Source organism: Acinetobacter sp. ESL0695, assembly GCF_029392135.1.
Lineage (GTDB): Bacteria > Pseudomonadota > Gammaproteobacteria > Pseudomonadales > Moraxellaceae > Acinetobacter > Acinetobacter pollinis.
This window is the reverse complement of record NZ_CP113932.1, coordinates 1946729-1968253: the sequence shown is the minus strand read 5'-3', so window position 1 is coordinate 1968253 and position 21525 is coordinate 1946729. Positions and strand designations below refer to the sequence as shown.

Annotated in this window: 20 protein-coding genes; 19 read left to right on the top strand and 1 reads right to left on the bottom strand. The window is 38.7% G+C overall.

What is annotated here, in order from left to right; all coding sequences use genetic code 11:
* The first annotated feature begins 3 nt into the window (after positions 1-3).
* The 14 genes from rlmD to bfmS all read left to right on the top strand — a co-directional run bounded on the left by rlmD (position 4) and on the right by bfmS (position 15653).
* On the top strand, positions 4-1413 hold the full coding sequence (gene rlmD, locus OZX61_RS09370) for a 23S rRNA (uracil(1939)-C(5))-methyltransferase RlmD (protein ID WP_195771038.1): 1410 nt from the start codon (positions 4-6) through the stop codon (positions 1411-1413).
* A 20-nt stretch (positions 1414-1433) separates the two neighbouring features.
* On the top strand, positions 1434-3734 hold the full coding sequence (locus OZX61_RS09365) for a bifunctional (p)ppGpp synthetase/guanosine-3',5'-bis(diphosphate) 3'-pyrophosphohydrolase (protein WP_195771039.1): 2301 nt from the start codon (positions 1434-1436) through the stop codon (positions 3732-3734).
* A 42-nt stretch (positions 3735-3776) separates the two neighbouring features.
* Positions 3777-4553, top strand: a complete 777-nt coding sequence (gene mazG / locus OZX61_RS09360; protein ID WP_277094635.1) for a nucleoside triphosphate pyrophosphohydrolase — start codon at positions 3777-3779, stop codon at positions 4551-4553.
* Positions 4554-4740: 187 nt separating this feature from the next.
* Positions 4741-6219: a polynucleotide adenylyltransferase PcnB gene (gene pcnB, locus OZX61_RS09355; RefSeq protein WP_277094634.1), complete on the top strand. Its 1479-nt coding sequence runs from the start codon at positions 4741-4743 to the stop codon at positions 6217-6219.
* Complete coding sequence (gene folK / locus OZX61_RS09350) at positions 6216-6701, top strand: 2-amino-4-hydroxy-6-hydroxymethyldihydropteridine diphosphokinase (protein ID WP_277094633.1); 486 nt, start codon at positions 6216-6218, stop codon at positions 6699-6701. The genes pcnB and folK overlap by 4 nt, the downstream gene beginning before the upstream one ends.
* 49 nt (positions 6702-6750) lie before the next feature.
* Entirely contained in the window at positions 6751-7560 is an 810-nt protein-coding gene (gene panB, locus OZX61_RS09345) for a 3-methyl-2-oxobutanoate hydroxymethyltransferase (protein WP_277094632.1), read from the top strand.
* Between the two features lie 2 nt (positions 7561-7562).
* Entirely contained in the window at positions 7563-8408 is an 846-nt protein-coding gene (gene panC, locus OZX61_RS09340; protein WP_277094631.1) for a pantoate--beta-alanine ligase, read from the top strand.
* 22 nt (positions 8409-8430) lie between these two features.
* Entirely contained in the window at positions 8431-9282 is an 852-nt protein-coding gene (rapZ, locus tag OZX61_RS09335; RefSeq protein WP_195771045.1) for an RNase adapter RapZ, read from the top strand.
* The gene (locus OZX61_RS09330; RefSeq protein ID WP_195771046.1) at positions 9279-9548 is read left to right on the top strand and encodes an HPr family phosphocarrier protein; all 270 of its coding nucleotides are present in this window, start codon (positions 9279-9281) and stop codon (positions 9546-9548) included. The genes rapZ and OZX61_RS09330 overlap by 4 nt, the downstream gene beginning before the upstream one ends.
* A gap of 2 nt (positions 9549-9550) precedes the next feature.
* The gene (gene yjgA / locus OZX61_RS09325) at positions 9551-10102 is read left to right on the top strand and encodes a ribosome biogenesis factor YjgA (protein WP_195771047.1); all 552 of its coding nucleotides are present in this window, start codon (positions 9551-9553) and stop codon (positions 10100-10102) included.
* A gap of 186 nt (positions 10103-10288) precedes the next feature.
* Positions 10289-12211: a threonine--tRNA ligase gene (gene thrS / locus OZX61_RS09320; RefSeq protein ID WP_195771048.1), complete on the top strand. Its 1923-nt coding sequence runs from the start codon at positions 10289-10291 to the stop codon at positions 12209-12211.
* Between the two features lie 5 nt (positions 12212-12216).
* Positions 12217-12765, top strand: coding sequence for a translation initiation factor IF-3 (gene infC / locus OZX61_RS09315; RefSeq protein ID WP_195771171.1), 549 nt, complete (start codon positions 12217-12219; stop codon positions 12763-12765).
* 474 nt (positions 12766-13239) lie between these two features.
* The gene (gene bfmR / locus OZX61_RS09310) at positions 13240-13956 is read left to right on the top strand and encodes a response regulator transcription factor BfmR (protein WP_023272737.1); all 717 of its coding nucleotides are present in this window, start codon (positions 13240-13242) and stop codon (positions 13954-13956) included.
* A gap of 47 nt (positions 13957-14003) precedes the next feature.
* The gene (gene bfmS / locus OZX61_RS09305) at positions 14004-15653 is read left to right on the top strand and encodes a sensor histidine kinase BfmS (protein WP_195771049.1); all 1650 of its coding nucleotides are present in this window, start codon (positions 14004-14006) and stop codon (positions 15651-15653) included.
* 14 nt (positions 15654-15667) lie between these two features.
* Here the strand turns inward: bfmS and OZX61_RS09300 are convergent, their stop codons facing one another.
* Positions 15668-16027, bottom strand: a complete 360-nt coding sequence (locus OZX61_RS09300) for a hypothetical protein (protein WP_277094630.1) — start codon at positions 16025-16027, stop codon at positions 15668-15670.
* Between the two features lie 543 nt (positions 16028-16570).
* Between OZX61_RS09300 and ndhC the strand changes: the two genes are divergently transcribed.
* The 5 genes from ndhC to nuoF all read left to right on the top strand — a co-directional run bounded on the left by ndhC (position 16571) and on the right by nuoF (position 21519).
* A complete protein-coding gene (gene ndhC / locus OZX61_RS09295) occupies positions 16571-17104 on the top strand; it encodes an NADH-quinone oxidoreductase subunit A (protein WP_277094629.1) in 534 nt (177 codons plus the stop codon).
* Positions 17105-17110: 6 nt separating this feature from the next.
* On the top strand, positions 17111-17788 hold the full coding sequence (locus OZX61_RS09290; protein WP_277094628.1) for an NADH-quinone oxidoreductase subunit B: 678 nt from the start codon (positions 17111-17113) through the stop codon (positions 17786-17788).
* Between the two features lie 87 nt (positions 17789-17875).
* The gene (nuoC, locus tag OZX61_RS09285) at positions 17876-19666 is read left to right on the top strand and encodes an NADH-quinone oxidoreductase subunit C/D (protein WP_277094627.1); all 1791 of its coding nucleotides are present in this window, start codon (positions 17876-17878) and stop codon (positions 19664-19666) included.
* A gap of 12 nt (positions 19667-19678) precedes the next feature.
* Positions 19679-20188: an NADH-quinone oxidoreductase subunit NuoE gene (gene nuoE, locus OZX61_RS09280; protein WP_023272731.1), complete on the top strand. Its 510-nt coding sequence runs from the start codon at positions 19679-19681 to the stop codon at positions 20186-20188.
* A complete protein-coding gene (gene nuoF, locus OZX61_RS09275; protein ID WP_195771054.1) occupies positions 20185-21519 on the top strand; it encodes an NADH-quinone oxidoreductase subunit NuoF in 1335 nt (444 codons plus the stop codon). Before nuoE ends, nuoF begins: the two co-directional genes overlap by 4 nt.
* Positions 21520-21525: the final 6 nt, after the last annotated feature.

Genomic DNA, 21525 nt, shown 5'->3' with positions numbered 1-21525 from the left:
GTTTTGAAAAATATTGCCAAACCCCGTTTGAACAAGGTATTCGCATCTCAGTATACGTTTGATGTCGAATCATTGTCGCATGAAGGACGAGGAATAGCTCATTATACAAATCATGCTGAGCATCCAGCAGATAAACAAGGAAAAAAAGTCTTTATTCAATTTGCATTACCGAATGAAAGAGTGAGTGTTAATATTACTCGGCAAAGTAAGCGATTTGAAGAAGGCGATACGATTGATGTGATTGGGGCACCCTCTAAGCATCGTGTCTTACCAATTTGTGATCACTTTAAAGTATGTGGTGGTTGTAGTTTGCAACATATGGAAGCAAACGAGCAGATCCGTTTTAAACGAGATGTATTGCAATCTCATTTTCAACACTTTGCTGGTGTGGAGCCTGTGGAGTGGCTATCTTCTATTCGAGGTAGCCGAGAAGATTATCGTCGTCGCGCACGTGTCGGTATTCGCTATTTAGATAAACCGAAAAAGCTGATGATGGGTTTTCGAGAGCGACAAAGTAATCGTTTGGTTAATATTAATCATTGTCCTGTTTTAAATATAGAATTGAATACAGCACTTCCTGAAATAAGAGCAGTATTGCAAGGGTTAGATGCAAAAAACCATATCGGACATATTGAATTAAGTATGGGTGATAAACGCATTGCTTTGTTGGTTCGTCATACTGCCAATGTGTCTTCATCTGATCTCTCTAAATTAATAACGTTTACAGAGAAAAAGGGTTGGAAGCTTTATTTACAACCTCAGGGGCCTGAAACGGCTCATGAAGTTTATACAAATAAAAAAGATGAAACTGGGTTATTCTATACACTGCCCGAATTCAATTTGAAATTAGAATTTCTACCTACAGACTTTACGCAAGTAAATGCTGAGGTAAATCAGAAAATGATTTCATTGGCATGTAAATTGCTTGACCTAAAGCAAGGTGAGCATGTGTTAGATTTATTTTGTGGTTTGGGGAACTTTTCTTTACCTTTGGCGCGATGTGTTGGTGATACAGGCAAAGTAGTGGCTGTTGAAGGAAGTGAAGACATGGTCAAGCGTGGTCAAAGAAATGCACAGTTAAATGAGATTACACATGCTCACTTTTACTCACAGGATTTAACCAAAGATTTCTCACAACAATCTTGGGCGAAAGAAGGCTTTGATGCATTATTAATAGATCCTCCTCGTGCGGGTGCTGAGCAAGTGATGCATTATATTGCAAATTTTTCTGCAAAAAGAATTGTATATATTTCATGTGACCCTGCAACTTTGGCAAGGGATACTGGCATTTTGGTACAACATGGTTACCAATTAAGAAAAGCAGGAGTAATGGATATGTTTATGCATACCAGTCATGTTGAATCAATTACTCTTTTTGAAAAAATAGAACAGCGTTGCAACGAAAGTGAATAACATAATTATAGGAGATGGGTATGGTCACGGTACGTGAGCAGTTACCTGAGAGACTCACTCAGTTGTCAGAAGAAACGGCTGTAGAGCATGCCTTACAACAGCAGGATTTAGCCGAGTGGTTAAATCGTGTGAGGCAGCAAACAGATGCAGAGCTAATTCAACTCGAAGAAGTTGCACATCGCACGTTAGATAAAGGCTTAAAAATAGAGAAGCCGGGGAGAAATAATACTTTTACTACAGGTATTGGTATTGCAGATATCTTGGCGCATCTTTATGTAGATGAAGCAACACTCATTGCTGCGATGTTGTATCGAAGTGTACGTGAAGGCTTAACCTCTTTAGAGGAAGTCACCGAATACTATGGACAAGAAGTTTTAGAGCTTGTTCAGGGTACACTGGCGATGGGTAAATTGTCAGACCTGATTGAAAAAAATAAACGTTTAGAAGACCATTTTAATAACAATAAGCGAGAACATCTCACTGGCATTTATAAAATGCTTATTTCTGTGACCGAAGATGTGCGTGTGGTATTGATTAAACTTGCAGAACGTACATTTGAGTTGCGTGAGCTTGCAAACTCTCCGAAAGAGCGCCAAGAACGTGTTGCTCGAGAGATTTTGACTATTTATTCACCTCTCGCACATAGGTTGGGGATTGCTCAACTAAAATGGGAATTAGAGGATCTTGCATTCCGTTACCTTGCACCTGATCGGTACAAAGAAATTGCAAAGCTACTTAATGAAAAACGTCTAGAGCGAGAACATTACATTGAATCTGTAGTTGAGCAACTTAAAGGTGAACTCGGAAAAATTAATATAACTGCTGATATTAGTGGTCGTGTTAAACATATTTATTCGATTTATCGAAAAATGAAGAGTAAAAACCTTAGTTTCGACCAACTATATGATATTCGTGCATTACGTGTGCTGGTAAATACGGTTCCAGAGTGCTATCACGTTTTAGGAATTGTTCATCAGATTTGGAGGCATATTCCACATCAATTTGATGATTATATTACTAACCCTAAAGCAAATGGTTATCGCTCATTACATACTGCAGTTATTGCAGAAAATAAGTCTTTGGAAATACAAGTACGTACGCATGAGATGCATGAAGAAGCAGAGCTAGGTGTATGTTCTCACTTTAATTACAAAGAAGGTGGCAAAGCAACAGACTTCTCTTTTAACCATCGTTTACATTCATTACGTGCAGTACTTGAACATTACCAAGAGCGTAATGAAGCAAGTGCACATGCAAAAGATGAAGAAGATGATGACTTTGAGAAAATTCAAGATTTTGAAGACTTTGAAAAGATTTATGTGTTTAGTCGCGATGGTGATATTAAAGAGCTACCACGCGGCTCAACAGTACTAGATTTTGCATATCATGTTCATACTGAAGTTGGAAATCATTGCTATGCAGCACGTGTGAATCAAAGGTATGTGCCGCTAACCTATACTTTGAAAACAGGTGAGCAAGTCGAGATCTTAACAAAAAAAGATCGTGATCCCAATCGAGATTGGTTGGTGAGCTCTCTTGGATATATTCGAACTTCACGTGCAAGAGATAAATTACGTCATTGGTTTAGACAACAGGATCGTAGCAAAAATCTGGAAGTGGGACGAGAATTACTCACGAAAGAATTACAACGTCTTGCGATTCATCCGAAAAGTATTGATCTAAATGAATATTGCTCACACTTTAATGTCAAGTGCGGAGATGACATTCTTATTGGTTTAGTGAGTGGTGATATTAGTCTTCATGGCCTGATGAATCAGGTGAATAGACATATGAATCTAGACCAAGATGAGCCAGAGTTGATTTTAAAACCTGCACTGAATCCACGTGCGAGTCATACACTTTCGGCTCATGGTATTTTAATCGATGGTTTAGATAATGTAGAGCTACACGTCGCACAGTGTTGCCAACCTGTTCATGGTGAGATGATTTGTGGCTATATCACGTTGAACCGTGGTGTAAGTATTCATAAAAAGGGTTGCCCTGATTACAACCGTATGATTACTCAAGAACCAGAACGTGCTGTAGATGCTGACTGGGAGTTACAGCCGACACGTGGTCAAAGTATTCAAATTGTCGTAGAAGCTTATGATCGAAGAGGATTACTCAGAGATCTGACGCAAGTTATTTTTGCTGACCAAATTAATATTCGCCAAGTAAATACTGTTTCAGAAAACGATGGTATTGCGAATATGAAGTTGCTTATTGAGGTAAAAGGTCTTGCTCAGTTGTCTCGACTTTTAGCGAGATTGGAACAGCAACCAGGTATTATTAGCGCGCGTCGTCTTGTACAAGGAAATTAGTTAAACGAGCCAGTCTTTTCTGGCTCTTTATTTGAGAGAGTTATGCCTTTAAATCAGTTGCTTGAAGTGATGAGCGTATTGCGTCAAGAATGCCCATGGGATAAAAAACAAACTCCAAAGAGTCTCACAAAATATGCAATTGAAGAAGCTTATGAAGTAGAAGATGCTGTTCGCTCAGGAAATATAGAGAATATTAAAAGTGAACTGGGCGATCTACTTCTACAAGTTGTTTTTCAATCGCAAATGTATTCTGAGCAAGGCGAGTTTGATTTTAATGCTGTCGTAGATACGTTGACACAAAAGTTAATTCGTCGGCATCCTCATGTCTTTCAAAAGGAAAAATTTGATCATCTTTCAGAGGAGGAGGTAAGGCTGTTATGGCAGACTATAAAAAAACAAGAAAAGTCTGATAACAATATTTCTTCTTCAAAGCTTTCAGATGTAAAGCATGGCCCATCGCTACAGCAAGCACAAGAAATTCAAGAGAGAGCAGCTTCCGTGGGCTTTGATTTTGAGAATATAGATGATGCATTTTTAAAGGTCGATGAAGAGTTAAATGAGCTTAAAGAAGCGATACGTCGTCAACAACAAGCGGATATTCAGGCTGAGTTTGGAGACTGTCTATTTGCACTTATTAATGTAGGAAGGAAGCTTAATCTTTCAAGTGAAATGTCTTTATTGTTGACAACATCTAAATTTCGGAATCGATTTGCGTTTATTGAAGAACATGCAACCGCACAAAATAAAAGTATGGACGAGATGACTTTAAAAGAAATGGATGAGTTGTGGGAACAAGCAAAGGTCATAGAAAATAAATAAAATCAATAATATGATTTTGAAAACAAATATTCATAGATAGGTTTTTTGTGAAAAATGTTATGTAAAAGTGTTTCACAGTGTTTCTCGCTTAGTATAAGATACTGCAAATTGTCCTTGAAAAGGGCAATGCTCAATTATGGGCAACAGTTATTAAAATATTCATTACAGACGTAGGAGAGAGCGTCTTTTGCACACTTTACGCGCGTCAAAATATGGTTTATCCATTAAGAAATTACCCCCTTCAATCATTGAAGTGATTGATGCTCTCAGTAAGGCTGGTTACGAAGCATACATCGTTGGTGGTGGTGTTCGTGATTTAATGCTTGGATTAAATCCTAAAGACTTCGATGCGGTGACCAATGCAACACCAGCACAGGTAAAAGCAGTTTTTGGTCGTCGTTGTCGGATTATTGGTCGTCGATTTGAACTCGCACATGTTTATATTGGACGAGACCTTATTGAAGTAGCTACTTTTCGTGCACCTCCTAAAAAAGAGGTGACTAGTGCTCAGGGAATGATACTACGAGATAATAATTGGGGAACCATTGAGCAAGACTTTGCTCGAAGAGATTTTTCAATTAATGCCATGTATTATCAGCCAAGAAAAGGGATTGTTTTAGACTTTTGCAATGCCATTGCCGACATAAAAAGTAAAACACTGCGTTTACTTGGCGATCCAGCAAAACGCTTTGAAGAAGATCCTGTTCGCATGTTGCGTACTTTACGTTTTGCAGCAAAACTTGACTTTAAGATTTCTGAAGAGATTTTAAATGTTTTTAATGCTGAAACGGCAATGTTACTTAGAGATGTTTCTCCACATCGACTTTATGATGAATCCCAAAAATTATTTACGATGGGGCAGTTACAACGTATTTTACCGTTATTAATTGACTTTGGTGTGTGGAAACAACTTTTTGCAGACATTAAGCCGAATTTAACGCCATTTATTACGCTTGCAGCGAAGAATACAGACCAAAGAATACAGGTTGGAAAAACCATTAATCCAGCATTTTTCTATGCTGTATTGTTATGGGAAAACTTTTTAGAGCGTACACAGTTCTATTTAAACAAAGGTTTAGTACCTGCTGAAGCACGTGCTCAAGCTGGCCTCGATATTCTAAAAAGACAATGTACCCGCACTGTTATTCCACGATTCGCTGAAACTTTTATTCGTGAAGTTTGGGAAATGCAAACAAGATTATTGAACCCTAAACCTCAGCAGATTGAATCTTTGGCAAGTCATGCAAGATTCCGTGCCGGTTTCGATTTTCTATTGTTACGTGAGAAGTCTGGTGATGTGAATACTGAGGATATGGGTTACTGGTGGGATATATACCAGAACATGTCAACAGATGAGAAAGAGTCAGCAATAGCAAAGTATAATCGTCAACGTGTGAAGAAACGCCGTAAGGTATCTTCTGATGTTGCCGAAGAAGTTCCTGTATCTACTGAATCTTCTGTTATAGAGCCATTGGTTGTTGAGCAAGAGAATAATTCACGTCGTGCAAGACGTGCAAAAGCGAAAAGAGTGGCAACATCTTCTCAAGGTAATACAACTGCAGTAAATACGTCGTCTAATATAGAAATTGATGAACGACACCCAATCTTAAAGCGTAAGCGTGTGCAACGTGACCTGAAGCATGTTGTGTTCGGGCCTACGCAATGATAACCACCTATATTGGTTTAGGAAGTAACTTAGGCGATTCAAAAGAGATTTTAAGTGAAGCCGTTGCTAAGTTACATGCATATGGGGATATAAGAATATCGCAGTTATATTCAACCCCTCCTATGGGACCTCAAGATCAGCCAGATTATCTTAATGCTGTACTTGAATTGATGACAGATCTAGAACCTTTGGCACTGTTAGATGTTCTACAGCATATTGAAAATGAATCTGGAAGAGTCCGCTTACGTCGTTGGGGTGAAAGAACATTAGATTTAGATCTCTTGCTATACGATGATGTTCATTTTTCAGATGAACGATTGACGATTCCACATATTGGTCTGTTAGAACGAGATTTTGTTCTTATACCGTTATTAGATTTAAATGAAAGTATAAAAGTGCACAATCAGCGTATATCAGAATTAGATGTCGTGAAAAATAGTACACTTAAACCTATTGCTCTCTCATCTTGGTGGGTAAAGTAAACAACGATATCTTTTATAAAGTATATGCTGTTCGTTGTGAGGAGATAGAATGATTAGCTTAAGCGATTTACGCCGTTTTAAAAAAGAAGGCCGTAAGTTTTCTTGCTTAACTTGTTATGATGCAAGTATGGCAAAAGCAATGGAAATTGCAGAGATTGATACGATATTAATTGGTGACTCGTTAGGCATGACAATGCAAGGTCACGATTCTACAATTCCTGTTGAAACTGATGATATTGCTTACCATACAGCTTGTGTCCGTCGTACGAATCAGCATGCTTTTATTATGGCTGACCTTCCTTTTATGGCATATGCCACAAAAGAAGATGCTTTAAAAAATGCAAAGAAAGTCATGCAAGCTGGTGCCCAAATGATAAAAATTGAGGGTGGTGCTTGGCTAGCAGATACAGTACAGTCATTAACACGTAATGGTGTACCTGTATGTATGCATTTAGGGCTTACACCGCAGTCGGTTCATGTGCTTGGTGGGTATAAAGTACAAGCGAAAACACGTGAAGCTGCAGATCGTTTAATTGAAGAATGTCAAATTTTAGTTGATGCAGGTACTGCGATTATTTTATTAGAGTGTGTACCTGCTCAAGTTGGTAAAGAAGTTTCAGAAAAATTTCCGCATATTCCTGTCATTGGTATAGGTGCGGGTGCAGATACAGATGGACAGGTTTTAGTTGTACAAGATATGCTTGGACTAACGTTCGGACACGTGGCTAAATTTGTACGTAATTTTATGGTAGAGCAATCGGGTAGCCAAGCGGTTTTAAATGCGCTTCAGGCCTATCATCAAGCGGTAAGAGAACAGGAATTTCCAGCTGCTGAACATACATTTCGAGTAGAGTTGTAAACATGAAAACGGAAACCACGATACATGGTCTTACTGCGTCATTAAGCCCAGCAAAACATGCAAAAAAACTCATTGGTTTTGTACCAACCATGGGTAATTTGCACGAAGGGCATTTAAACCTTGTTCGTGAGGCAAAGAAAATTTGCGACCTTGTGGTCGTTAGTATTTTTGTGAATCCAACTCAATTTGGTCCAAATGAAGATTTTGATAGCTATCCAAGAACGCTTGAGCAGGATAGTCATCTTTTAGCAGATGTTGGTTGCGATATTATCTTTGCTCCTGCAGTTGAGCAAATGTTTGCAAAAGCACCAAGAAAAACTAATATTCAAGTTACAGATATTACGGATGGTTTATGTGGCCATGCACGTCCTGGTCATTTTGATGGCGTTGCTTTAATCGTAACGAAGCTATTTAATATTGTTCAGCCCAATTATGCTTTTTTTGGGCAAAAAGATTTTCAACAATTGGTTGTCGTGCAACAATTGGTACGTGATCTGAATATGCCACTTGAAGTGATTGGCGTACCTACGACACGTGCTGAAGATGGTTTGGCGCTAAGCTCTAGAAATGGTTATTTGACTTCCGAAGAACGTAATAAAGCACCTCAAATTTATGCAAGTTTACAGCATGCAAAAGGTGCTTTAGAACAAGGCGAATTGTTAACTAGCGTGCTTGAAGATATGCGAAGTCATTTACAAGCTCATGGCTTCGAAATAGATTATGTAGAGGCACGTACACCTGAACTACAGACAATAACTGATTTTAATCAAGATATTGTGTTATTTGTAGCAGCAAAGCTTGGTAAAACACGCTTAATAGATAATTTAATCGTTCATTTCGCGACTTAGATACGATATCAAGGATATAGTGATGAAGCGTATTTTGATTGTTACAGGCCAATCTGGATCGGGAAAATCTTCTGCACTACAGGTATTGGAAGATTTAGGCTACTATTGTATAGATAACTTACCTTTAGCACTATTGCCTGAAATTGTGTCTAAACTTGACCATGAAAATAATCTTGAGCAATTGGCCTTAGGTGTCGATGTTCGAAGTACACAAGCAGACCTAGAAGAGTTTGATACGGTCTTTGAACAGCTGAAAAAACATGGCTCAGTTGATGTTATTTATTTGAGTACTAGCGATGGTCAGCTGATTGCTAGATTTAGTGCTTCAAGACGTCCACATCCACTGAGTGGTCGTTGTAAAAGCTTAAATGAATGCATTCAGGAAGAAAAAAGTTTATTATTGCCTATCCAACTAAGATCGACTGTAAATATTGATACAACGGATAAGAGTGTGCATGATTTAAAACATACACTTCTATCTAAACTTGGACAGTCAGATAAACTCATCTTAATTTTGCAATCTTTTGGTTATAAGCATGGTATTCCTCTAGATGCAGATTATGTATTTGATGTACGCCATTTGCCTAATCCACATTGGGATTTAAAATTGCGTAAATTATCTGGTTTGGATGAGCCTGTTCAAAAGTTCCTTGTGGAAAGCGACCAAGTCAATGAAATGTATGACGACATTCATACATTTTTAAATAAATGGTTGCCAGCTTTTGCAGAGGGACACCGTCACTATTTAACCGTATCTATTGGATGTACTGGTGGTCAGCACCGTTCAGTTTATATCGTTGATAGACTCAAGAAGGCTTTAGAAGCCAACTGGTCTATCCAAATTTTACACAGAGAAATGAAGCACTGGTCATGATTGACACAACGGTAGATGTAATTAACAAACTTGGCTTGCATGCACGTGCATCTGGTAAGCTTATTGAAGTCACTACAAAGTTCCGTTCTAATATACAAATCGGAAAAGGTGAAAAGCTAATTGATGCTAAAAATATTATGGCATTATTGATGCTTGGTGCAGGTAAGGGAACAACATTACGTTTAGTTGTAGATGGACCAGATGAAGAACAGGCTGTATCGGAAGTACAGGCTCTGTTTGCAGCAAAATTTTACGAGGCAGATTAATCGTGGCACGTCGACCGCAAAAAAGTTATACAAGTGAAGATTTTGAATCATTAGAGGGGCGTGCAAGTAAAAGCGAGCAAAAACGTGCAGTACAGCGAATGGCTGCACTAGGTGAACAACTTGCTGAACTCTCTGAAAAACAGATTCGACAATTGCCTGTAGAAGATCGATTAATAGACGCCTTACTTGATGTGCGTGAAATTACTTCTTTTGAAGCACGTCGTCGTCAATTTCAGCGTATTGGAAAATTGTTACGTAATGAAGATGAGGCTGTTATTTTATCTTATCTTACGCCAAAACAAGGACTCAAGCAGCAGGCTCTATTAACACGTTGGGTAGATCGTTTAATCGAGCAAGGTGATGCAGCAGTGCATGAGTTTAGCAAAAAATATAATGCCACTGAGAAGCATACATTGCGTCAGCATGTGCTTCGTTACCATCGCGATAAAAATTTACAAGCAACGCCAGATGAATTAGAGCAAGCGCGTCAAAAAATTGTAAATTACGTTCAACAAGTTGCATTACTTTCAGATCAAGGAAAAGCCAAAGGCTAAGTACAAATTTCTGAAGCATTGACTGGTAATAAGTTCATATCAATACTTTCGAAAAAGTCTTTATAGATGTAAACTTATTGCCTTAATTTTATACAACCACCGTTTTTATATTTTGAGGTTTCCCTCGATCATAATCTCGCGGTGACATGCTCCTTTGTATGGGGCATCACTCCTTAAGGATTTCTTATGCCAATTATTACATTGCCAAATGGCGATAAAAAAGAGTTTGATCATGCAGTTTCTGTCATGGACGTTGCTCAGAGTATTGGGCCGGGTCTTGCAAAGAATACTGTTGCAGGTCGTGTAAATGACCGTTTAGTAGATGCAAGTGATTTAATCTCTGAAGATTCAACCCTTCAAATTATTACACCAAAAGATGAAGAAGGCGTTGAAATTATCCGCCACTCATGTGCGCATCTTGTTGGGCATGCTGTAAAACAGCTATTCCCTGAAGCCAAGATGGTCATTGGCCCTGTGATTGAAGAAGGCTTTTACTACGACGTATATATGCCACGCCCTTTCACATTAGATGATATGGCTGCAATTGAAGAGCGTATGAAATCTTTGATTGCGCAAGATTATGACGTTATAAAAAAAATGACACCACGTGCTGAAGTCATTGAGTTATTTAAATCTCGTGGTGAAGATTATAAATTGCGTCTAGTCGATGATATGCCTGAAGAAAAAGCAATGGGGCTATATTATCATCAAGAATATGTAGACATGTGCCGTGGTCCTCATGTTCCAAATACTAAATTTTTAAAATCTTTTAAGTTAACAAAACTTTCTGGTGCATATTGGCGTGGTGATGCTAAGAATGAGCAATTACAACGAATTTATGGCACAGCTTGGGCAGACAAAAAGCAACTTGCTGCATATATTAAACGTATAGAAGAAGCAGAAAAGCGTGACCACCGTAAAATTGGTAAAGCATTAGACTTATTTCATATGCAAGAAGAAGCACCTGGTATGGTGTTCTGGCATCCAAATGGTTGGACAATTTACCAAGCGCTTGAGCAATATATGCGTAAGGTGCAAAAAGATCATGGCTATCAAGAAGTGCGTACGCCTCAGATTGTCGATTTTGTACTTTGGGAAAAGTCAGGTCATGCAGCAAACTATGCTGAGAATATGTTTACAACACATTCAGAAAGCAGAAATTATGCAGTAAAACCGATGAACTGCCCGTGTCATGTTCAAATTTTCAATCAAGGCTTGAAGTCTTATCGTGAATTACCAATTCGTATGGCAGAGTTTGGCTCATGTCATCGCAATGAACCGTCTGGTTCACTTCATGGTATTATGCGTGTACGTGGCTTTACTCAAGATGATGGTCATATTTTCTGTACAAAAGACCAAATTGGTAAAGAAGTTGCAGACTTTATTAAACTGACTTTAGATGTATATAAAGATTTTGGTTTTGAAGAAGTTCAAATGAAACTTTCTACACGTCCAGAAAAGCGTGTAGGTGATGATGCACTTTGGGATTTGGCAGAGAAGTCACTTGCTGATGCCTTAGATGAAGCAGGCTTGGCATGGGATCTTCAACCAGGTGAAGGCGCATTCTATGGTCCAAAAATTGAATTTTCTTTAAAAGACTGTTTAGGCCGAATTTGGCAATGTGGTACAATTCAGTGTGACTTTAATCTACCTGAACGTTTAGATGCTTCATTTGTGACAGAAGACAATGAACGTGACCAACCAGTCATGTTGCATCGTGCAATTCTTGGTAGTTTTGAACGATTTATTGGTATACTTATTGAACACTATGCTGGTTTTATGCCACCATGGTTATCTCCAACACAAGTATGTGTAATGAATATTACAGGTACGCAAGCTGAAGCTTGTGAAGGTGTTGTGAAAAAACTTAAAGAGCGTGGTCTTCGCGCTATTTCTGACTTGAGAAATGAAAAGATCGGATTTAAGATTCGTGAACGTACACTAGAGCGCATTCCATATTTACTCGTGCTCGGTGACCGTGAGGTCGAAGAGGGCACTGTCAATGTTCGTACGCGCTCAGGAAAAAATTTGGGTACTATGTCAATCGATGCTTTCGTTGACTTAGTGGAAACAGCCGTTGCCGAACGTGGCCGGTACATTGTGGAGTAAGAAAGATTAAACAGTCTGATCGTAACCAACAAGGTGGTAAAACTAATCGCCCTGCGATTAATGATGAAATTCGTGCAAAAGAAGTTCGTTTAATTGGGGCCGATGGCGAGCAAAAAGGCATTGTTGCTTTGACTGAAGCAATTCGTGTTGCAGAGCAAGATGATCTTGATCTGGTTGAAATTGTTGCCAATGCTGAACCACCTGTTTGTAAAGTCATGGATTACAACAAGCACTTGTTTGACCTGAAACAAAAGCAAAAAGATGCGAAGAAAAAACAGCATCAAGTGCAAGTAAAAGAAATTAAATTACGCCCAGGTACGGATGTAGGTGATTACAACGTAAAATTACGTGCGATTATCCGATTCCTTGAGGATGGCAACAAAGTAAAAATTACGTTGCGTTTCCGTGGGCGTGAAATGGCTCATCAACAACTCGGTTTAGTACAGCTTCAAAAAATTGAGGCAGATGTTGCTGAAATCGGCGTTGTTGAGCAAGCACCAAAAATGGAAGGTCGTCAGATGGGTATGTTACTTGGACCGAAAAAGAAAAAGTAATATTGATCTGCTAGACGATAAAAAGCCAGCTTCTAAAGCTGGCTTTTTATTGGGCATTTAAAAGATTAAGATTGAGTTAAGATATTGGTTTACTTGTGCTTATCAGACAGGTTTATATTATTTTATGTATATCTTGTGATTTCTCTTATTTTTTAAGAACAAAGTTTATTCTGATAGTGAATCAAGCATAAAAGTATTTATATGGTTTAAGTTGTTGTTTTATATGTATTTAATTTAATTCTTAAACTTTTTTATTCATTTTTTTGAATTAATAAGTTTTTTTATATGATCTATTTTAAAAATAAATTCAATAATTTCAATGACTAGAGTGTTTATTACAAATTACATCTCTCATGTATCAGTTTGGTGAAAATGATCTTGTTTACAATGTAAACATGTGTATATTGCTCATTATGAAATAGCGTATCTGATTGAATATCGGTGCCTAAATATAGAAATGAGAAGGGGGCTAACATGAGCCAAGAAGAAAAGTTACCAAAGATTTTAATTGTAGAAGATGATGAGCGACTAGCACGTTTAACTCAAGAATATTTAATTCGTAATGGATTGGAAGTCGGTGTTGAGCCTGATGGTAATCGTGCTATTCGTCGAATTATTGCAGAACAACCAGACATGGTTGTGTTAGATGTGATGCTTCCTGGAGCAGATGGTCTAACAGTATGTCGTGAAATTCGTCCTCATTACCATCAACCGATTCTAATGTTGACTGCACGTACAGAAGATATGGATCAGGTACTTGGTCTAGAAATGGGTGCAGATGATTATGTCGCTAAACCTGTACAACCTCGTGTGTTACTTGCACGTATTCGTGCATTACTGCGTCGTACAGACAAAACAACAGAAGACGAAGTTTCTCAACGTATTGAATTTGACGATCTAGTCATCGACAATGGTGGCCGTTCAGTCACTCTAAATGGCGAGCTTGTCGATTTTACAAGTGCAGAATATGATTTACTTTGGTTACTTGCTTCCAATGCAGGTCGTATCTTGTCTCGTGAGGATATTTTTGAGCGTCTACGTGGTATTGAATATGACGGTCAAGATCGTTCAATTGATGTGCGTATTTCAAGAATTCGTCCGAAGATTGGTGATGATCCTGAAAACCCTAAACGTATTAAAACTGTTCGTAGTAAAGGTTACTTATTCGTTAAAGAAACGAATGGAATGTAAACCATTGATGTTTGTTGCTGTTGCTTTTCCTAAAGGATAGATAGTTCGTGTTTAAACACAGTATATTCTTACGTATCTATGCTGGCGTTGTTATTCTCGTTGCGTTGGTTGCTGTCTTTGGTTACTTGTTGGTACAGGTAATTAACTATCAGCGCGCCCAAGAATACCGTGAGTCATTAACAGATGGTATTTCTTATGTCATTGCACAAGGAATAGAACGCCAGCCAACAGCACAGCAAAAGAAAGATTGGATTTCTGATGCATCTGATCTTTTAGAGTTACCTATTTATTTAGTAGATAGTAGCAAAGTTGAATTATCTCGTTCTGAAAAGAAGCGAATGGATAATCAACAAGCTGTTGTACGTTATGATGCACAAACGTCAGTTGCAGATATTTATCTTGGATTGCCTAGTGATCCAAAGCATTATTTATTTATTAATGCGAACAAAATAGGCGAGCGCCAAATTAAGGCACTTCCTATTTTTATTTTAGACTATCTGATTTACTATCCCGGACAAGAAAAAGAGTATTTAGACAAAATACATCGTCACTTTTCTTATCCAATTGAAATTCAGCCTATTTTGAGCCTAGGCTTAGACTCAGAGCAGGTGGGTCGACTGCGCCAAGATCAAAGTATTTTATTGTACCGTGATAACGCTACAATGCGTGGTACAACGATATCTATCGTATCTCCAATACCAAATAATCCATCTGAAGTCTTAGTCATAGGTCCTGTACCTATGTTTAATTGGATGCCATTTCAAATTGCTGCTGGTATTACTTTATTAAGTCTATTCTTATTAAGTTTGGGCGTATATGTGCTTATTTTTCCATTACAAAGAAAAATTAAACAGGCAATTCTTGCACTTAATAAAATTAAAACTGGTGATATGTCTACACGGTTACCTGTAGAGGGTACAGATGAAATGGCAAGCCTATCTTCAAGTTATAACGATATGGCAACACATATCCAACGTTTGATTGAAGCACAGCGTGAGCTTATGCGCGCGGTGTCACATGAACTAAGAACACCTGTTGCACGTATTCGATTTGGTATGGAAATGCTTGCAGAGGAAGAAGAATACGAGTATCGCTTAAGTCAGGTGGAGATGATCGATAAAGATATTGAAGCATTAAATACTTTAATTGATGAAATTATGACTTATGCAAAACTTGAACAAGGTATGCCATCATTAGATATTCAAAGTATAGATATTGCTGGTGTACTTGAGCAAGTAGAGCGAGAAACACAGGCCTTAAAAACACAAAAAGATATTCAATTAATTGCCCCAGATATTGATGTGGTTGCAGATGCAGAGAGAAGATATTTGCATCGGGTGGTGCAAAACTTAGTGGGTAATGCAGTACGTCATTGTGATCAGCGTATTCGTATTAGCGGTGGTGTTGAAGAGGATGGGCAAGCTTATGTTTGCGTCGAAGATGACGGGCCTGGTATTCCAGAAGAAGATCGTGAACGAGTTTTTGAAGCATTCGCAAGATTGGATGACAGTAGAACGCGTGCATCGGGTGGATATGGTCTAGGCCTATCTATCGTGAGCCGTATTGCATTTTGGTTTGGTGGAAGTATTAAAGTAGACAGCAGTCCAGACCTCGGCGGTGCAAGATTTATAATGAGATGGCCTGCTCAAAGAAGTACGGTACAACAATTAAGTAAAACAAATAAAAGCGACCTATAAGGTCGCCTTTTTAATTAATCATAGTCCATTGAATTTGGAAATAAAATAGGCTTTTTTTCATCAATCCATGATTGGATTATGCTTTCAGGGATATTTAGAATTAACTCTTTATCTTCAACATCAATCGCATATTTTTGAATAATACGCTCATCACCCGAAAGTGTTTCAATTTTATACTCACTGGCGATATGTAGAATACTATCTAGATTTGTACTTGTTGCAGCAGTATCCTCTTGAAAAATATGTTTGAGTTTTTCAAAAGAAATTCTAATTTGATGTAAGGTTTTGTCCTTATTTAATTGATCTTCAATATGTCGAATCAATAGTTGTGCATACAAAAAATAGTTTGGTTTATGTGTAAATTCTAGGTTCATTTTTTCTTTCCATTTTTACCTTTTTTATGTCGTCACATTAACAAATTTCGTAGAAATGATTTGTAATAGATTTGCTAAAAATAAGTATATTTTTCAAAGATAAATATTTATATGAGAAATGATTTAATACAAAATTATTTTAAATATAAATAATGCTGTATTTCACATAAATTAATTTTTATGTGCTTATATAAGAAGTATTCTCATTATAAGATATAATAAGGCTTTATTCCGACTATTTTGATTGGTTTTTTATTATTTTATGATTTTGGTAGAAATAAAGAAAAATATAAGATGTATTGAAAAAAAAGTGAATACTTTTTATTTTAATAGTATTCATCAATAAGTATATATACCTAAGTCTTAGGTCGGTTTTTTAAATGAAAGTGTTTAATTTCTAGTCTTTTTGACCTAATGGTATAACCTAGTAAGCAAAATAATAAATGAGTACAATAAATCTGTTTAAAGTTAATTTGTAAGCTATTTTTGAACAGTTATACAAATTTTTGTTTTTAAAACAGGCCAGCCAGGAGTTATCCCCGCATGAGTGCCATTACCTCAGACGATTGGGCAATTATTGCCTTCGTAATCGGTGTTACATTCCTTTGCGTCTTCATGCTTACCGTTCCACAGCTTCTTGGTGGAAAGTCGTGGGGGCGTGCCAAACAAGAGCAGTTTGAGTCTGGTGTTGTTGGTGCAGGTGGCGCACGTATGCGTTTGTCTGCAAAATTCTATCTCGTTGCTATTTTCTTCGTTATTTTCGATATTGAAGCGCTTTATTTATACGCATGGGCAACCTCTGTTCGTGATGTTGGGTGGTTTGGTTATACAACCGTTGCAATTTTTGTGATTGATCTTTTAATTGGTCTTGCTTATGCGCTTTCGACAGGTGCATTAAACTGGTCACCATCAGATCGTTTTAAAGCTGCAAATAAACAATCCCTCGTTAGTTCTGCGCATATGGATATTGCACAGATCACACGTTTCAATTCTGTTGATGAATTAGTAAGAGATCCAACAGGAAATATACCAGCCCAATCACGTGTAAAAAAGAAAGTCATTACTGACAAGGAGTAATACGGGATGAAGTACACATTAACCCGTGCTAATCCGCAAGCGGATGAATATCCGTTACAAGAAAGACAAATTGTGGATGATCCACTTCAGGAAGAAGTGAATAAAAATGTATTCATGACCCGCCTAGAAGATGTTGCCCATAGTGTTGTGAACTGGGGAAGAAAAAACTCAGTTTGGCCATTTAACTTTGGTACTTCTTGTTGTTATGTGGAATATGCAACCACATTGACGGGTGTTCATGACATGTCACGTTTCGGTGCTGAAGTGATTCGTGCATCACCTCGACAAGCAGATTTAATGATTGTTGCAGGGACATGTTTTATGAAAATGGCACCAGTCATTCAACGTTTATATGAACAGATGTTAGAGCCTAAATGGGTCATTTCAATGGGTGCCTGTGCAAATTCAGGTGGCATGTATGACATTTATTCAGTAGTTCAAGGTGTAGATAAAATTATACCTGTAGATGTGTATGTACCAGGGTGTCCACCACGTCCAGAAGCACTCATTCAAGCTTTATTATTATTACAAGACCAGATTCAGTTAGAGCGCCGTCCGCTCTCTGCTGTGATTGGTGATGATCTTCAGCCAGTTTATAAGCCAAAGATGATGCCAGAACGTGACCGTAAAAATGCACAGCGCATTGCGGTAAAAAATCTTCGCTCTATGGATGAGATTAAATAATTCTAACGATAAAAAAATAAAGACTCTGGATGAGTCATTTGTCGTTAAGGATCATTAATAATAATTTGTAATAAGGAAGCCAAAACAATGGCTGAAACGGAAATTGCTATGCCAGACGAATCAAGCAAAGTTGATTCACGCCCAGCATTTGCCATCATAGAAGAATTAAAATCCAAATTTGGAGAGAACTTCTATGTGCAACCGACGTTTGAAGATTTTCCAACGATTTGGGTTGAGCGTGCTCAAGTGCAAGACGTTCTTATGTTCTTGCGTACTATTTCACGTCCCTATGTCATGCTGTTCGATTTGTCGGCAGTAGACGAGCGTATGCGTCAACATCGTGAGGGACTCCCTGCCTCAGATTTTACAGTTTTTTATCATTTACTTTCGTTAGAGCGCAATGCAGATATTCGTATTAAAGTTGCTTTAAACGAAACCGATTTGAAATTGCCTACAGCAACAAATATTTGGCCAAATGCCAACTGGTATGAGCGTGAAGCTTATGACATGTTCGGTATACATTTTGATGGTCATCCAATGTTACGCCGTATTTTGCTACCAACTTATTGGGAAGGGCATCCGTTACGTAAAGAATATTCTGCACGTGCAACGGAATACACGCCATATATGCAGAATCAGGCGAAGCAAGATTTTGAACAAGAGCATTTACGTTTTGTCCCAGAAGATTGGGGACTGAAACGTGGCAATGATGATGAAGACTTCATGTTCTTAAACTTGGGGCCAAACCATCCATCTGCGCATGGTGCATTTCGTATTATTTTGCAACTTGACGGTGAAGAAGTAAAAGATTGTGTACCTGACATTGGCTACCACCATCGTGGTGTGGAAAAAATGGCAGAGCGTCAAACATGGCACTCATTTATTCCATATACAGACCGTGTGGACTATTTGGGCGGTTGTGCACAAAATATGCCGTATGTGATGGGTGTCGAGAAACTTGCAGGTATTACTGTGCCTGATCGTGCGCAATGTATTCGTGTCATGATGTCTGAGCTATTTCGCATTAATAACCATCTATTGTTTATTGGTACAGCGATTCAAGATGCAGGGGGAATGACACCTGTATTTTATATGTTTGCCGATCGTCAAAAAATTTATGATGCAATCGAAGCAATTACAGGCTTTCGTATGCATCCTGCATGGTTCCGAATTGGCGGTACAGCACATGACTTGCCAAATAATTGGCAAAAGCTCATTCGTGACATCTTAGATTGGATGCCTAAACGTTTAGATGAGTATTACAAAGCAGCATTACGTAACTCGGTATTTATTGGACGTACCCGCAACGTCGCGCAATATAATGCAAAATCTGCCCTTGCATGGGGTGTAACAGGGACAGGGTTACGCGCAACAGGCATTGACTTTGATGTACGTAAGTACCGTCCATATAGTGGTTATGAGAACTATGACTTCGATGTGCCTGTAGAGTATGAAGGCGATGCTTATGCACGTGTCATGGTGCATTTTCACGAGATCAGAGAGTCATTAAAAATTGTACAACAGTGCTTAGACAATATGCCATCTGGCGCATATAAAGCGGATCATCCACTGGCAGTTCCTCCACCGAAAGATAAAACCTTACAAGATATTGAAACTCTAATTACCCACTTCTTAAGTGTGTCGTGGGGCCCTGTTATGCCTGCTGGCGAGTCTTCTGTGATGGCCGAAGTTGTGAAAGGAGCGAGTAATTATTATCTCACTTCAGATAAAGCAACCATGAGTTATCGCACACGTATTCGTACGCCAACATTCACGCATCTACAGCAAATTCCATCTGTCATTAATGGCAGTCTTGTTTCGGATTTAATCATTTACTTGGCAACCATTGATGTGGTTATGGCTGATGTGGATCGCTAGGGGATAATACAGATGATGATTTTAACTGATCGAAAACCACGTGTGAATGTTGAGGGAATTTTGACGCAAGAAGAAATTCATGAGATTCAACATCATGTTGGGCATTACCCTTATCCACGTGCAGCATCTTTAGATGCACTCAAATGTGTACAACGTCGAAATGGGTGGGTAGATGATGCACAGCTTAATGCGATTGCACAACTGCTGACTATCAGTACTGCTGACTTAGAAGGTGTAGCAACATTTTATAATCGTATTTACCGCCAACCTGTAGGTAAGCACGTTATTTTACTGTGCGACTCGATTGCTTGCTTTTTAATGGGTGCAGAAACTTTAGCTGAAGCATTTCAGCGTGAACTGGGTATTCAGTTTGGACAAACTACAGCAGACAATCGTTTTACTTTATTGCCAATTTGCTGTTTAGGAAACTGTGACAAAGGGCCAACACTCATGATTGATGAAGACACACATGGGTTAGTAGATGTTGCCTCAGTCAAACAATTGTTGGAGAAGTATGTATGAATACGACACCAAAACCAATTTACGGCGATGGCAACCCTGAAACACATCCTTTAACTTGGCGTTTAAGCCAGCAAGAATATGTTCATTTGCTTGACGACTATGAGCGTCTAGAGGGTTATGCAGGGTTTAAAAAAGCAATTACTATGCAACCTGCAGAAGTATTAGATGTGATTAAAGCTGCGACAGTAAAAGGTCGTGGTGGTGCAGGTTTCCCAGCGGGCATTAAGTGGTCGTTAATGGCACCCAATGATCAGAGTGGGCCACGTTATTTAATTTGCAATGCCGATGAGATGGAACCGGGGACGTTTAAAGACCGTTTGCTCATGGAAAAGCTACCGCATCAACTTATTGAGGGGATGCTTATAGCAGGTTATACGCTTGAAGCAACGCATGGTTATATCTTTATTCGTGGTGAATATATTGAGGCTGCGCAATATCTAAATCATGCACTTGATCAAATTCGTGCCAAGGGATATTTGGGTGAAAATATCTTAGACACTGGTTGGAATTTTGAACTTCATGTGCATACAGGCGCAGGGCGTTATATCTGCGGTGAAGAAACTGCGCTTATTAATTCGTTAGAAGGTCGCCGAGCGAACCCACGTACAAAACCACCGTTTCCACAAGTTGCAGGTGCATGGGGTCGTCCAACAATTGTGAATAATGTTGAAACATACAACAACTTACCTGCAATTTTGCTACGCGGTGCTGAGTGGTATGTTGGCTTATCTGCAGGAAAGTCTAAAGATCCCGGTACAAAAATTTATGGGGCTTCTGGAAAAGTAAACTTTCCCGGACTTTGGGAGCTTCCTTTTGGTACAACGGCGCGTGAAGTGATTGAAGAGCATGCAGGCGGTATGCGTGAAGGCTTAACCTTAAAAGCATGGTTGCCGGGTGGTGCTTCAACTGACTTTTTAACGCCTGACCATTTAGATATTCCAATGGATTCAGACAGCATTATGAAAGCAGGCTCACGTTTAGGTACATGCTTACTCATGGTGTTTGATGAGCAACAATGTATGGTTGCCGCGACACGTAATTTAGAAGAGTTTTTTGCAAGAGAGTCTTGCGGTTGGTGTACGCCTTGTCGTGATGGTTTACCTTGGAGTGTAAAAGCATTACGTGCGATTGAAGCAGGTGATGGGAAGATGATGGATATTCAGCATCTCCAAGAGCTCACAAAAAAACTATGGATTGGTAAAACGTTCTGTGCCCATGCACCGGGTGCAATGGAACCGTTACAAAGCGCATTAAAATATTGGCGTGGTGAGTTTGAAGCAAAAGTGACGGATCGTCCTGTTGTTCAAACGACACATGCTGAACAAGCTTAAGGAATT